Source organism: Paenibacillus sp. E222 (genome assembly GCF_013401555.1).
In the GTDB taxonomy this organism is placed as follows: Bacteria; Bacillota; Bacilli; order Paenibacillales; family Paenibacillaceae; genus Paenibacillus.
Window position 1 is genome coordinate 3128635 of record NZ_CP058552.1, and the last position, 14387, is coordinate 3143021.

Below are 14387 nucleotides of genomic sequence, written 5' to 3' on the forward strand. Positions count from 1 at the left end.
GCATATAGGAGTCAGTAAAATAAAAAGGACAAGAAAGCATACTCTCTTGTCCTTTTTATTTATGGTTGTGAAGCTAATTCCTTCTACCTAAAGGTTGCTTGACCTATTTTTTTGCGAAAAAACTAAGTGTTCCTGTGCTCTCGTCCGCGCTTACAAACAGGCTGCGCCCATTAACCCGATGGATGCCTTCTGGCGATTCACCAGCAGTGGGGATAAGCCCGAGGTAAGCCGGATTTACCGGATCAGCAAGATCGAAGAACAAAATGGCATCTGCCCTTTCGGAAGCCACTGCCGCGTAAGTCTTGCCTTCGATCATTGCTACCGTCAAATTCTCAACTTCACTGCCTTTGTTGGGACTGCGGTCATCCGGGTACAAGTCAGTCTTGGCCGTTGCTTCGTCAATGAGGTTCTGGCTATCGTACATCCGCTTTCCCTGCAGATCCCAGACCGCAATATTGCGTCCGCCTGCTTTTACCCCATCGTCAAATTCATCCTTGCCCAAATCACCTTCATTGGCAGTCAACAGGTATTTGCCATCAACAGAGAAAGCAATACCATCCGGCTCATAACGAGCGGTTAAACTCTCAGTAAATTGGACAATGCCGTCATCTTTCAGATCGGCTTGATGTGAAGTGGTGCCTAGCGAAAAGATCGAGCTGATCTTCTTCGTCTCCAGATCAACAACAGCAATGGCATTGTTCTCCTGCAACGTTACGGCTGCTGTTTTGCTGTCAGGACTAATGGCAACATACTCTGGTTGTGGATCATGCAGATAGCTTGCTCCAGCTACATTTTCCAGGGCTACCGGCAAGTTGGTGATCTCACCTTCAAGTACGTTTCCGCCAGCAAAAGATACAATCATGATGCTGCCTGGACGCTTCGCATTGGCATAATCAATCTCATCGGCGGCTTTGTTAAGTTCTTCATCCTCAATGGCAATAACTGCATGCAGGCCGTCAGGTGACAACGCAATGGAGTCTGGCCCGATGCCAAGTTCATACGTCTTCACGGTTTTGTAGGTTGTGAGGTCAACAATCGCCAGCAATCCCTTATTGGCTTCAGTGTCCGTATCGCCTCTACGAATCACGGCAAGCCCGTATTTGCCATCCTTGGATACCGTTACGCTCGTTACTTCCGCTTTGGCGGAGAGGTCATGGAAGCTGACGGTCTTCAAAACGTTGATGTTATTCAGGTCTGCAATATCCAGCACGGAAATGCTGCCATTGTCCGCTTCGGTTACCAACAGACGTTGACCATCAGGAGTAGAGGCTGATATTTCAGCTTTGCCTCCGGGCATCTGAAAGGCCGCAGTCTGTTCAAATCCGGTTTTATTTTGGTTCAGGATCAATTGATTCGTGATTAGCTTTAGCGTTTTGGGAGATACATACGTTATTCCATTGGCGATATAGCTTTTGCTGTCCAGTGGAGTTTTTACACCGTTAATGGTGGCTGTGGCCGTCCCGACCGGGAGCTGTGCCTGTATGTCTCCTAGCTGAATATCGACCCTTTGCTTGCTTCCGTCCCAAGTGACTTTTCCCTGCATATTTTGTATCGCTGTTCGCAGTACGACATGATCGTTAGCAGGTTCAAGTGTGTTAGCCGCATTGGCCATCGGCGTGTAGCTTGTTGCTCCTGTAGTGAGTATGGCTGTCATGGACATAACGGCGAGCCATTGATTTCTCTTTTTCAATGTTCTAGATCCCCTTTACCGTTTCGTGTGTGATGGTATGTACAATTGTTTTAGTATAGGGATGAAATGTTACGGAAGGGTAAAAACACAAAGTGAGTTGTGTAAAATCGTAAACAGGAACGATTTTCATCTGAATAACAGCTGAGATAGCGGGAAATCAACAACAAATCCCTGGAATGGAAAGCTCGCTTTACATATTGAAGAAATTTTGATATATTTACGGAAAGTTAACTTTCCATTTTTGAAGGAGCTATTATATTGAAAAACAGACTGGAAGAAATTCGAAAGAAAAATGGAATCAAGCAGGAGGAACTTGCCGACAGATTGGAGGTGTCCAGACAGACGATCGGATCATTGGAGAACGGTCGTTACAATCCTTCCATTATTCTTGCATTCAAAATTGCCCGTTATTTTGACATGAGCATCGAAGAAATTTTCATTTACGAGGAGGAGCAGGATGATGAAAGCAACCAATAAGTGGGTGCATGTACTACTGGCAATGGCAGGTCTGGTTATGACATGTATTGGTGGGTTTGCTCTGAGAGGCGAAGCATTAAGCGGAGTCTCGGGTTTGTTGATCGGTTCAGGTTCGGTGCTTCTGGTTCTGGGGCTTGGCAATACGGTGCATTCCATATGGATGAACAAGTCTTCTAATCAGGCAATGTATGCTGAGCGATTGAGACAGAAGGAGATCGATGTTCAAGATGAACGCACTATTCGGTTGAAGGAAAAAGCAGGCTGGAAAACAAATATTACTATTTTTTATATTCTGATGGCCGTAACCGTGCTATTTAGTCTGATCGGTGTAGAACCGATTGTCGTGACTGTACTGGCGAGTGTTTTCATTTTTCAAATTGGGCTGGGCATCTTCCTATTCAATTATTACGCGAAAAAAATGTGAAAATGCCCCTTGGGACGACCGCTTCAATATGAAGGGTAACGATCTCGTCATGTGACTGGTCGAAAAGGGGAAATTGCGGTAAAATTAATTGAGAATAGTTATCAATAAGGTTGAATCCATTTCCTTTTCGAGGATCATGATCAATACAGGCGAGGTGAAAACTCATGGGTTTCGATTCGTTAGCCGTTGTATACCAACATTATTTAACGCAGGAACCATTCCGTCAGCAGGATGAACATACGTACCTGCTCTCTGCTAAAGCGGGCAGTGGCAATATCAAAAGAGTTACCACGTATAGTGGTATCGAAATTGTGTATTCTCAGATTAATTATAGTGAGCCGTGTCCTACATTCTTTGCGTCGAATATTCCCATCATTGAGCTGCAGTTTGCCTTGTCAGGTGCGCGTTATGTAGACATATCCGGTCAGGAATATACGCTGTCTACTGGACAGGGAGCACTCCTTATGATGCGTGATTTTGAAGCCTGGTTCCACCCGCCTGCGCAGGAGAATTATACTTCTTTTGCCATCGGCATTCCGATCTCATTGTTCAATTATGCGGGTGCACAATTGGCAACCAGCAAGTCCATTCGTTTTCAGGACATTTTGGGGCATTGTGTATTCAAGCCTATCATATTTCAGCTGGATCACAGAATTCGAACGATGATTGACAGTCTGATTGGCGAATTGAATAACCCCTTCCGATCTTCCTTAATGATGGAAGCGACTGCATTGGAGATATTGAATCGGTTTATGATTCAGCTGTTTGATCTGGCACCTATCCCTTTAGGATTCTCCAGAGAGGATATACGGAAGCTGCATACCGCCCGGGAGATTATGGAAGCATGTATGGTGGACCCTCCATCCCTGCTGGCGTTGTCCAAACAGGTGGGTCTTAATGATTTCAAATTGAAAAAAGGCTTCAAAGCGCTGTTCGGCACTACCGTTTTTGAATATTTGCGTCAGATTCGTCTGGATAACGCCATGAAATTGCTGCGCAGCCAAGAGAACAACGTCACTGAGGCAGCGATCGCAGTTGGTTACAGCAATATCAGTGCCTTTTCCCAGCAATTCTATCGCAAATTCGGTGTGAAGCCATCGGAAATGAAAAAAAATATTAATAATTAATCCGTCTAACCGTTAATTGTTCCGTATGGAGGCAGTCGAGATTCTTTCAACCTTATATACTCCAGGTACAGTGGTTACTGTACTGAAAAATAAAGGAGTGTATGAGCGTGAACAGAATCAGAGGAAGTATTTTTTTTAGCGTATTTGCAGCCATGTTGGGTCTTATGCTTATTGCTCCCATTATGCCGCCGCTTATTCGTGAGCTGGGGATGAAAGAAAGTCATTCCGGGCTCATTATTTCACTCGGGTCCATCGCCATGGCTGTAATGGGTCCGGTATGGGGCAGATTCAGTGATCTGAAAGGCAGAAAACCCATCATATTGATTGGATTCATAGGCATGTCCATAAGCTGTGCGTTGTTTGCTTTAGCGATGTATAGTGGATTAAATGCGTGGATCGGAGGAGGCCTGCTGTTAACCCTTCTCATTGTAACGCGGAGCTTGATCGGTATGTTCATTCCGGCAGTGTTATCCTCTTCTCAGGCATATATGGGAGATGTGACGGAAGGGGAAGAGCGGGGAAGCGGGATGGCGATTATTAGTGCCGCCAATGGGCTGGGACTTGTATTAGGCCCTGCGATTGCAGGTGCTTTTACCATAATCGGCCTGCTGTGGCCGCTTTATTTTGGTATTTTTATTGCGTTAGCGGCGTTTATTATCGCTTTGTTGCTCATTCCTGCTGCCAAGCCGGTCATTCAGGAGAAAGCGCCCAAGGTTAACCCGCTTCAACGCGGTTTGCGGATGTATCTTGCTGCTGGTTTGGTTACAATGATGGGCATTATGACTTTACAGGTTGTCGGTGGATTTTATTTTCAGGATCAGCTCGCATTATCTCCAGGAGCTACAGCCAGAATGGTCTCCTTCGGACTCATGTTCTCCGGAGCTGCGATGCTGATCATGCAGGTGATCCAGATGAAGTGGTTGAAATGGCAGCCGCGGCCGATGATTTTGCTCGGGTCCCTTTTTCTGCTCGCAAGCATGGTATTGTTTCTGATCTCCAGTCAATTGGTTGTCTATTATCTATCCTTCTTCCTGTTCGGCATGGGCTCGGGTCTGATGATGCCTGGTTTTATGGCAGGAGCTTCTCTTTCGGTCAGCAAAGAACAGCAGGGTGGCGCAGCCGGATTGGTTGCAGCGATTCAAGGCATATCAGCCGTGATTACCCCTTTACTGACAACAACACTGTATCAGGTGGATCAACATATTCCGTTCATGCTGATAGCTCTGTTGGTTCTAATCATGGGTATTATTATGCTGGGCATTAGAAAAGATCAATCTGGTCCAGCGAAGGCAAAGGAAGCCATACGTTCTGTATCATAGTCAGATAAAGCCAGAAGGTCAAAAAAGGTCAAAATAAAAGAAAGCAGAATCTATTTTAAGGGAATGAATCGTGGCGTGGAAAAATCGTTCTTTTTGAGCTTTAACGAATTTTGAGCAATGTTGGGGTCGCTCTTATAATAAGACATGTAAGCAACAACTAAACCAACCACACATAAGGAGCTGATTTTGATGTTTGATCTGATTCCGTTTCGCAAACGAAATGAAGACCTGTTCGGACACATGCTGAAATCCTTCAATGACATGGTTGAGTCTCCATTCCTCTCTCCATTCGGAACTGGCTTACAGCCATTTCGGACCGATATTCGCGAGGAACAAAACAAATACTTGGTAGAAGCCGAGCTTCCCGGCATCGCTAAAGAGGATATAGACATTCACGTTGAAGGTAATGAACTGATCATCCGAGCCAAACGGAATGAAATGACTGAGCAGAAGGATGATACGAATCGAATCATTCGGCAAGAGAGACGTTCAGGTGAATTTATCCGACGTTTCTATGTGGAGCATATTGATGAGGAAAACATCAAGGCCAGATTGGAAAATGGCGTGTTGAAGCTCGACATTCCGAAGCGTCCGGGCGAAGATCACAGCCGCAAAAGCATCCAGATTGACTGACACATGTAACATGTAAATACGGGAGCGTTCTTCCTCCCTCATGGCAGTCAGCAAGCAGTAGACGTATCTGATGTTATTCCCCGGGGCGCTTAGCCCGGGGATTTTTTTACATCATCATTTAACGGGTCTGATTGGACATGTACAGTCCATTTCTTGTTCGCTGGATGACCTCAGTTTCATCACAAAGCGCACAGCATGATCCCGGCTGATTCACATTACTTCTCTGCTGCTGCCTGCATCAGCTTGTAAATCTGGCGGGTGGTGTTCACGTTCCGAACCGTCATATATTTGTAGACCTTGGAGCCTATGAGTTTGTTCATGCCACTTTGGGTGACAAGTTCTTTACTGACGGAGTATAAAATGGCTCCGGGAACATATAGCAATGTGCCGATTTCCGGTTTGATGGGCAGTTTGTCCAGAACTGAAACGTCATTTACCTCATCCCAGAGGAACATGACATCACTTTTGGCCGCGGCATCATTCGTCCATTGCTCCGGCAGTGCCTGAATAACCGTCCGTACTTCATCCAGATTACGTACCATCACCTTGATCTGTAAGCCAAAATCAACAGCTATGGCTTGTTCAAGAATTTGGGCTATTTCAGCGTTTGCATCCAAGCGTTCCTGATGGTCGGCAAAGATAATATTGCCGGAGTTGATATACGTCACCACATCCAACATGCCCGCTTGCTCAAACGTTTCTTTCAATTGCTTCATATTGATTTTATTATTACCGCCCACATTAATACCCCGAAGCAGAGCAACATAGATCATGATTCAACCCTCCGTATTCTGTGATCCTTTACTTCTAACGAAATGACAAATACTCAAATAAATGTGCAGTATGCTCTTCTCCCAGTACATCATTCAATATAGGTTCAACATGCTCCAGATATTCGGGTTTGGTTTCATACGTTTCCTCGTCCTTCAATTCGCCGTCATAGTCCCGTGCAGCTTCAATCAGGATGGCCAGTGCATTAAAAAAGTCTGTTAATGAATCGGCAACAAGCTGAGGTTCTTCACCCGCAAAGGCCGCATATACAGGCGAGTTCGGTGCTGCTGTATCCACGATTAAGGGATCATCGTTAAAATTCGCAATGACGACATGATTTTTTGGCCACGAGGCTGACTCCTCATAGGGTTCGTTCATGCCGATCCAGCGGTGACCTAGTTGCTGACGATGGAGATGTTCAGGTGCAACAAAGAAGAGCAGAGCCGCATCACCGATCTCGACGGCTGCACTTTTCATTTTGAGTGTGCCTTTGGCCAGTTCATCCATCATCTCGAAGTGGCTGTACAGATATTGAAGCTCTGGAGAGAGCGGGATTCGTTCATCCACTTCCGGCAGGCGGTGTTGTTCACGAGGACGCAGATCATTATTTTTGAAAAGTCCATATGCTTCATTATATAAATCTTGCTGCTCTACCAAACGGATGAGGGCGGCATTTAGCTGTTCCATCGGTGGCTGATTCCTCCTTGTATTAGGCTTGTTTTCAAGCAGTTACATTCCCTTATAGTCATAAGCATAATCATATATCAAAATGGGAAAAGCTTACACCCTGGTTATATAAATTGAACTAAAGAATATTTACACTTGCCACTCCGATGAAGAACAACCTTCCGATCGCTGTTATCCCCAGATTTTTTTGATTTCCTCTTTTAAAGGTGAAAATCCGGGAATAAAGGCGAAGCGTATGCTCCCGATGTAGCTTTCTTTCAGAAAGCTTTTATCTCCGCTTCTTCAGGTTATTTCTGTCCTCTCCGGTTCTCGTGTAAATGTGTAGATCAATTGATATACTTAATGTTGAATGCGTTTACATTAAACGGCGAACATGTTATACTTTTTCTCAAATGAGGATTGTTACTGCTTTGGCAGGCAAAACCTGAATGTTGATATGTGTGGACTCCGTCCAGCTCATATTGATGTTTGGGTTTTTTTGCATTTTACGGTCCATATTAAGTAGCAGGCCGACATCGCAGACATTCCCAAAACACATCGCGTGGAACACAAGAAAGGGGAGCATCACGAACATGAGTACAGGAAAATGGTTAAACGTTTTGGCGGCTGGCTGCCTCAGTATGGTTCTGATTGTCAGTGGGTGCGCATCCAAAACACCGCAAACGGCCACTGAAACGCCGAACAAGACGGCAGAACAGGAACAAAATGAACCTGTAGAAACGGCAGATCATTCTGCAACCAAAGCCAGAACGGTAATTACAACCGATGGTGAAGTGGATGATATGAACTCGGTTATTCGTTTTCTCTTATATTCCAATGAAATGGATCTGGCGGGCATTGTGCTGACCAGTTCAGTGTATCATTATGCAGGCGACGAGGAAGCAGGAATCCAACCTTTCCGCTGGACAGGAACACAGTGGGTGTACGATATGATTGATGCCTATGGTGAGATCTATCCCAACTTGTCCAGACATGCAGAGGGATATCCGGAGCCGGAGCAGCTTCGCAAGATGACCAAAATCGGTAATATCTCTGACAAAGGGGAGATGGCGAAAGAAACGGAAGGTTCCAAATTTCTCGAAACGCTTTTCCTCGACGATGATTCCAGAGATCTGATTGTGCAGACCTGGGGCGGTACGAATACAACAGCCAGAGCACTGAAATCGATTGAAGAACAGTACAAGGACACCGCAGAGTGGGAAACGATTCGCAAAAAGGTCAGTGATAAACTGGTGCTATACATTATCCTCGATCAGGATGACAGCTATAACGACTATATTGCAAAAAATTGGCCGGACATTCGCATTCTGAACGACCAATCGAACTTCTGGCATTTTGCCTATGCGTGGAAATTCCATACAGAGGAAGTCAATAGCAAGCTGCATGGCGACTGGATGGTCAAAAACATTCTGGATGGTCATGGCAAGTTGTTGGATATGTATGCAACCATGGGTGATGGTAAAATGATTGAAGGCGAGCTGGACGAAGAGCAGCGCGGTAGTGCTGAATATTTGAAGAAAAATCCGCAGTATGACAAATACGATTTTATCTCCGAAGGTGATTCGCCATCCTTCTTCTATCTGATCGATAATGGCCTGCGCAGTATGGAAGACCCTTCCTACGGTGGATGGGGTGGTCGCTTCGGTGTGGTAAATGACAAGCTGTTTAGGAACAACGTTCTTGATTACGATCCGTATACCAAACGATATGAGGCTGAATACTCTCTGATGAGATGGTTTGACGATATTCAGAATGATTTTGCGGCTCGTGCCGATTGGGCCGTCGCGGATACCTTTGAAGGAGCCAACCATAATCCGACACTCACCATTAAGGAAGGATTAGACCTTTCCGTCAGCCCGGGCGAGAAAGTAACCCTTCATGCAGAAGGTCAGGACCCGGATGGGGATCAACTGACGTACAGATGGTGGAGATATTTTGAAGCAGATACGTACAAAGATTCCAATGTCCAGGAGGAGAAGGTCCAGCCTGAGATGGCGGGTGACCTGCAGCTTGGATTGCATCGTGAACTGGCCAAGGGTGAGAAGCTGGATACGATTCAATTAGCGGACAGCGACACCAATGCTGTAACGTTCACCGTGCCTGATGATGCCAAATCCGGTGATACAATTCATATTGTAGCCGAAGTACAGGATGATGGAGAGCATCAGTTGAAGCATTATCAACGTGTGATTCTCACTGTAAAATAGCCAAGGATCAAAAAAATAAGAACAAAGAGCCCTTTCGTGATGAGAGGGCCTTTTGGCATACAGTGTGCATGATGATTTATGTATCCAAAGTAATGAAAATTAATATTTCTATCCATAACCCAAATATTTCCGATATAATAACCAGATGGATCAAAGCAAAAGAATACGACCTCAGAGAGGTGATTTGGATGACGATTGACGTCCTCGTGCGTAACAATGTGAATGTGCTGGGAACAGGCAGCCAAACGATTATGTTTGCACATGGGTTTGGGTGTGATCAGGATATGTGGCGCTATATTGTACCGAGTTTTACGGAGAACTACCGGGTTGTTTTATTTGATTATGTAGGCTCGGGTGAATCTCAAATTAACTATTATGATGCAGACAAATACAGCAATCTTCAAGGATATGCCCAGGATGTACTGGAAATTATGGAAGCGCTCAACTTGAGAGATGTTATATTTGTTGGACACTCGGTCAGCAGCATGATTGGTATGCTCGCTTCCATTCATGAACCCACCTATTTCAGGCAAATCGTCATGCTGGGGCCTTCGCCTCGTTATGTAAATGATTTACCGAGTTATTATGGGGGTTTCGATCGACGTGACATTGATGAGTTGCTGGATATGATGCAGATGAACTTTATTGGTTGGGCGAGTTATCTTGCTCCAATCGTGATGCAGAACCCGGAACGGAAAGATCTGGCGGAAGAGTTGGAAAAGAGCTTCTGTTCGAGAGATCCGCACATTGCGAGACAATTTGCAGAAGTAACGTTTTTATCCGACTGTCGTGTCGATCTGGATCAGGCGTCGGTACCGACATTGATTCTCCAGTGCTCCGATGATAGCATTGCTCCGGTTGAAGTAGGAAATTACCTGCATGCTCATCTGAAAAATAGCAGGCTTCAGCAGATGACTGCGAAAGGGCATTACCCGCATCTCAGTCAACCGGAAGAAACGATCCGATTAATCAAGAATTATTTAACGATTGCATAAAACTCGGAAGAAAGGCAGTTCATCCATGGATATACAATTAGATATGGCACCCTGTGGATACTTCTCCATTTCTGACGCTGGCATCATAAAAACAGCTAATCAAACCCTGCTGACCATGCTGGGGTATGAACGCAATGAGATGTTGGGCCGGCATATCGAGTCCACCATGTCGGTGACTAACAAGCTGTTTTTTCATACGTACTTCTACCCCTATATTCAGTTATATGGACATGTGGACGAGATGTACTTCTCATTCCGCACCAGTGATCAGCAGGATGTTCCGGTTCTTCTGAACGGGGTTCGCCAGACTCGCAATGGAGAAAGTGTCATCGACTGTGTCGTAGTTGTAATGCGCAAACGAATTGAGCATGAAAAGGATATTATGAATACCAAAACCAAACTTCAGGAACTGTATCAAGCTACAAATGAGGCGAACAAAGAGCTTGAACGACTGCACGAAGAATATAAGGTGAAGCAGCAGGCGCTAATCAAGGTAAATGATCAGTTGGAGACGCTGGCTTCGACGGATCTGCTTACCGGACTCAAGAACCGCAGGTTTTTTCAGGATAAAATGCTTGAAAGCCTCGGACTCTTCCGGGAAACTCAGTATGTTTTCTCCCTTCTCGTCGTTGATATTGATCATTTCAAAAATATTAATGATACGTATGGACATCCAATTGGAGATCTGGTGCTGGGCAATCTGGCAGGCCTGCTGCAATCGGTGTCACGGAGCACGGACGTGGTGGCGCGTTATGGCGGCGAGGAATTTGTCATTATTCTTGCGGATTGTGATCGAGAGCAAGCTGCGGCTACAGCGGAGAGATATCGTTCACAGGTCGCCTCTGCCGATTGGGGCGAGTATAACATTACAGTGAGTATTGGCGCGGCTACGGTTTCGCAGGAGGATACAGATCAGTCTTTGTTTCAAAAAGCGGACAAGGCGCTCTATGCCTCCAAAACGGGCGGGAGAAATCGGGTGACCCATGCTGCAGAGCTTGTAAGAAATTAAAGGTTGGGTTATATAGTTAAACAGGAAAACATTAAGGAGCCTGCACATAAGGGAAATGCCCTTAGGCGCAAGCTCTTTTATTTAGTGTGAAACGGGAGAAGCTGACTTGAATTAGTTGTTCTTCCTCCGTATTCATTATCGCGGTGCAAGGTAGCCATATCCTTCGGCGAAAGAACCAGCTTGGAGAGTGAAGTCTTCGTTGGCCTCATTCACAAATTGGGGGTTCACATACAATGAATGTTCGTCATTTCCTGATTCCTCCATGTAGGAGGTGAAGCCGGAATACTCTGTGTTTTTCCAGACCCACATCGCCTCTTCTTGTAGTGCAGGGGAGTAGTACACGTTATAATCAAACACATTCCCCGAATTACTGGTGTATTCATTGTAAATGAGCACTTCAGCGCTGCCCGATACGAGAATGTTCCGCTTGAATGTATTGTTCTTCGTTCGAGCTTGCAGGAATAGCTGCCCATTACCTGCATCCAGCAGGTCGTTCTCCACTAACGTATTGTACATAACCGTACTGTCTTCGGTAGCGCCGCGTTCCTCATCATAGCCGCCCATGGCGATGCCTGTAAGCCTGTTATGAAAAATCAGATTATCCTGCAACGTAATGTGACTGGTTGAACGCCCGGCATGCTCCGAAGCAATCTCGATGCCGATATCGTTACGGTATACCCGATTGTGGTCGATGATATGATTTTTGCCTCCATCGACATAGATTCCCCCGGCAGAATTGCTGTCATTGGGGAGGTTTGTTCCATAAGACGGATTAAGATTGGAAGAGATATTATAGACCTCGTTTCCCCGTACAATCCCGTTTCGCGCCTGATCGTAAGTGTCGTCCTCCGAAGTTCCTTCATACCCAATCAGATCAATGCCGATGTTGTCGGTATCATGGATCGTATTGTCCAGTACGGCAAACGTATCCACATTCCCGTTGACTGCGAGTGATTCACTTGAACCGAGCACAAGATCATACAGCTCATTATCCTTGATGATAATATCCCGCAATGCTTGGGGATGCTCCGTACCATAAATCGCAATTCCATGGGCGTCCCTGCCCTGTAAATCCGGTCCTGAAGGTTTAGCATCATTGGCAATGGAATGAACCGTGTTGCCCAGGAGTTGAATGTGCTCTCCTGCCCCGTGAACATATATTCCAGTTGGCACTTGTCCCCGAAGTGAGGTTGTAAAGTTGCGGATTTCGAGATTTTGAATCGTAATATAGCTGGCATTGTCGACTTCAATCAAACCCTCTATGCCGCGTACCGGCAGACCTTCACCATCAATGATGACCTTCTCCTGTGGATAGCTGGAAAAGAGGGTTGGATTGCCGGAGGAATTACCGCTGCGAGTGATTTTTACCTTTTGGTGATAGACACCTCCCCGCAAATAAACGGTGCTTCCCGGGGTAGCATGGTCGGCAGCATGCTGCAACGTTTTCCAGGGAGATTGAAGGGTTCCTTTGTTCGAATCGTTTCCTTGTGGTGATATGTAATATATCTTCTGGGTATCCGGTACCTGCGCAGCCTCGGGAGAAGGGACAGATGAAGCCTCATCCTTCTGACAACCCGTTGCGAACAGGATCAGGGCCAGGAGTGCAATTGTAGTTATACGATACAAGATGATTCCTCCTTCATAAATAGCTACGAAGTTTGATTATAACAGATTTGAATGGTGAAATAGGGTGTAAAATGCTCATAGAATTTCAGTAGGGGTAGAGGACGCAGAAACAGAGAAACAGAGAAAAAGAGAAACAGGTGGTGAGTGTGATCTCGCCACCTGTTTGTAGATACTGCTAGTTATGTTCCTTTTCGATCCCAGAGTACACTATAGCGGCAGCAGATAAAAATGATGACATTCGCTGCTGCGGCTATGCCAAACACCAACGCTGGATTGGACAGCTCGGAGATCCAGCCGCTCCCCCATATAGCCAAGGGCATGCCGAGCTTGAACAGAGATCCGGTAATCCCGCTGATCCGGCCAATCATGTGATGTGGTGTGGACTCCTGGCGGAATGTCCAGATGCAGATCGTGCTGATAGTTTGAAAAATACCAGACAGAAACAGACCCACTGCAAGTCCGTAGGTGGAGTGGAACAAACCAAGGATCAGAAAGGCGAAACCTTGAAGCAGTGTGGTCACTACAATCAGCACACCAGCCGAATATTTGCGGCGCAGGGAGCTTACCACCAGACTGCCGATTAAACCGCCTACCCCGGCAGCAGATAATACAAGTCCAAGCTCTAGATTACGCAGTTGCAAAGTGTCTTTGGCATAAAAGATGACGGTTGCATCCACCATACCTGAGGTCGCATTAAGAAAAATGACCGTAATGCTGATAAGCAGTAACATATGGTTGCGACGCAGCTCGATCCAGCCTTCTTTAAAGTCCACCCAGAAGCCCTGAGGAGATGTTCCTCTGGACACAGGTGAGGAATGCAGTGGTAATAGAATGATACAGGATATCGCAAGCAGAATGGCGGTAATTAACAGACCCGTATACAAGTTGGATAACATCAAAAGCATTCCTGATAGGGCGGCACCCATAATGGTAATTAACGTTGTGGTGAAACCCAAAGCCGCGTTGGCTGACGTTAGCAGTGGCGTGGGCACCGATTGTTTGACCATGCCTGCTGATGCATTGCGAAAAGCATAACTCAGTGTCATCAGAATAAAGCCGCAACCGTAGAGTACATAAATGGAAGGTTGACCATATTGAAAAGACAGAAACAGCGCGAGCAGAAGAATAACCTGTAACACGATGGAGCCAATAGACCACCATTTCTTATGCACCCGGTCCATCAGTACACCGATAAACATGGCGAGAAACAGGTTCGGCAGAAATTCAATGCCACGCATGGTGGACATCGCTACAGGAGACTTTGTGAGTTCATATAAAATAAGAGGCAGGGCCAATTCATAGATTTGATTCCCTAGAGCAATGATGCCACTGGCAGCAAAAAGAATGATAAAGCTTGGATTTCTCCATACGGATGGGGCGGACGTAGTGACAGGTGTAGTGTGTACGTTGATTTCAGACATG

The 14387-nt window shown here is 45.8% G+C and carries 13 protein-coding genes; 8 read left to right on the forward strand and 5 right to left on the reverse strand.

The window, feature by feature from the left end; translation table 11 throughout:
• Positions 1-103 precede the first annotated feature (103 nt).
• Positions 104-1690: a choice-of-anchor I domain-containing protein gene (locus HW560_RS13970; RefSeq protein ID WP_257031907.1), complete on the reverse strand. Its 1587-nt coding sequence runs from the start codon at positions 1688-1690 to the stop codon at positions 104-106.
• 258 nt (positions 1691-1948) lie between these two features.
• Here HW560_RS13970 and HW560_RS13975 point away from each other — a divergent pair, with 258 nt between their 5' ends.
• The 5 genes from HW560_RS13975 to HW560_RS13995 all read left to right on the forward strand — a co-directional run bounded on the left by HW560_RS13975 (position 1949) and on the right by HW560_RS13995 (position 5670).
• Positions 1949-2167, forward strand: a complete 219-nt coding sequence (locus tag HW560_RS13975; protein WP_062325685.1) for a helix-turn-helix transcriptional regulator — start codon at positions 1949-1951, stop codon at positions 2165-2167.
• Positions 2148-2591 carry a hypothetical protein gene (locus HW560_RS13980; RefSeq protein WP_179263555.1) on the forward strand — a complete coding sequence of 148 codons (444 nt, stop codon included), beginning with the start codon at positions 2148-2150 and terminating at the stop codon, positions 2589-2591. Before HW560_RS13975 ends, HW560_RS13980 begins: the two co-directional genes overlap by 20 nt.
• A 164-nt stretch (positions 2592-2755) precedes the next feature.
• Positions 2756-3718 carry a helix-turn-helix transcriptional regulator gene (locus tag HW560_RS13985; RefSeq protein WP_179263557.1) on the forward strand — a complete coding sequence of 321 codons (963 nt, stop codon included), beginning with the start codon at positions 2756-2758 and terminating at the stop codon, positions 3716-3718.
• A 107-nt stretch (positions 3719-3825) separates the two neighbouring features.
• On the forward strand, positions 3826-5037 hold the full coding sequence (locus tag HW560_RS13990; protein ID WP_090903731.1) for an MFS transporter: 1212 nt from the start codon (positions 3826-3828) through the stop codon (positions 5035-5037).
• A gap of 189 nt (positions 5038-5226) precedes the next feature.
• Positions 5227-5670: an Hsp20/alpha crystallin family protein gene (locus tag HW560_RS13995; protein ID WP_090903730.1), complete on the forward strand. Its 444-nt coding sequence runs from the start codon at positions 5227-5229 to the stop codon at positions 5668-5670.
• A gap of 215 nt (positions 5671-5885) precedes the next feature.
• Here the strand turns inward: HW560_RS13995 and HW560_RS14000 are convergent, their stop codons facing one another.
• Positions 5886-6443 (reverse strand): DUF1697 domain-containing protein, encoded by a 558-nt coding sequence (locus HW560_RS14000; RefSeq protein WP_090903729.1) that lies wholly within the window; start codon positions 6441-6443, stop codon positions 5886-5888.
• A gap of 34 nt (positions 6444-6477) precedes the next feature.
• Positions 6478-7128 (reverse strand): hypothetical protein, encoded by a 651-nt coding sequence (locus HW560_RS14005; RefSeq protein WP_090903728.1) that lies wholly within the window; start codon positions 7126-7128, stop codon positions 6478-6480.
• A 572-nt stretch (positions 7129-7700) separates the two neighbouring features.
• Between HW560_RS14005 and HW560_RS14010 the strand changes: the two genes are divergently transcribed.
• From HW560_RS14010 to HW560_RS14020, 3 genes are all read left to right on the forward strand, one after another.
• Positions 7701-9335, forward strand: coding sequence for a nucleoside hydrolase-like domain-containing protein (locus HW560_RS14010; RefSeq protein ID WP_179263559.1), 1635 nt, complete (start codon positions 7701-7703; stop codon positions 9333-9335).
• Positions 9336-9523: 188 nt separating this feature from the next.
• Positions 9524-10330, forward strand: a complete 807-nt coding sequence (locus HW560_RS14015) for an alpha/beta fold hydrolase (RefSeq protein ID WP_090903999.1) — start codon at positions 9524-9526, stop codon at positions 10328-10330.
• A gap of 25 nt (positions 10331-10355) precedes the next feature.
• Positions 10356-11339 carry a sensor domain-containing diguanylate cyclase gene (locus tag HW560_RS14020; protein WP_090903726.1) on the forward strand — a complete coding sequence of 328 codons (984 nt, stop codon included), beginning with the start codon at positions 10356-10358 and terminating at the stop codon, positions 11337-11339.
• A 135-nt stretch (positions 11340-11474) separates the two neighbouring features.
• Here the strand turns inward: HW560_RS14020 and HW560_RS14025 are convergent, their stop codons facing one another.
• On the reverse strand, positions 11475-12965 hold the full coding sequence (locus HW560_RS14025; protein WP_179263561.1) for a right-handed parallel beta-helix repeat-containing protein: 1491 nt from the start codon (positions 12963-12965) through the stop codon (positions 11475-11477).
• 179 nt (positions 12966-13144) lie between these two features.
• Positions 13145-14386, reverse strand: coding sequence for an MFS transporter (locus HW560_RS14030; RefSeq protein ID WP_179263563.1), 1242 nt, complete (start codon positions 14384-14386; stop codon positions 13145-13147).
• Position 14387: the final 1 nt, after the last annotated feature.

Excerpts from the sequence above, each read along its gene's own strand:
- HW560_RS13985 (WP_179263557.1), top strand. The coding sequence starts at position 2,756 with ATGGGTTTCGATTCGTTAGCCGTTGTATACCAACATTATTTAACGCAG.
- HW560_RS14015 (WP_090903999.1), top strand. The coding sequence starts at position 9,524 with ATGACGATTGACGTCCTCGTGCGTAACAATGTGAATGTGCTGGGAACA.
- HW560_RS13995 (WP_090903730.1), top strand. The coding sequence starts at position 5,227 with ATGTTTGATCTGATTCCGTTTCGCAAACGAAATGAAGACCTGTTCGGA.
- HW560_RS14030 (WP_179263563.1), bottom strand. The coding sequence starts at position 14,386 with ATGTCTGAAATCAACGTACACACTACACCTGTCACTACGTCCGCCCCA.
- HW560_RS14005 (WP_090903728.1), bottom strand. The coding sequence starts at position 7,128 with ATGGAACAGCTAAATGCCGCCCTCATCCGTTTGGTAGAGCAGCAAGAT.
- HW560_RS14000 (WP_090903729.1), bottom strand. The coding sequence starts at position 6,443 with ATGATCTATGTTGCTCTGCTTCGGGGTATTAATGTGGGCGGTAATAAT.
- HW560_RS14010 (WP_179263559.1), top strand. The coding sequence starts at position 7,701 with ATGAGTACAGGAAAATGGTTAAACGTTTTGGCGGCTGGCTGCCTCAGT.
- HW560_RS14020 (WP_090903726.1), top strand. The coding sequence starts at position 10,356 with ATGGATATACAATTAGATATGGCACCCTGTGGATACTTCTCCATTTCT.
- HW560_RS13980 (WP_179263555.1), top strand. The coding sequence starts at position 2,148 with ATGATGAAAGCAACCAATAAGTGGGTGCATGTACTACTGGCAATGGCA.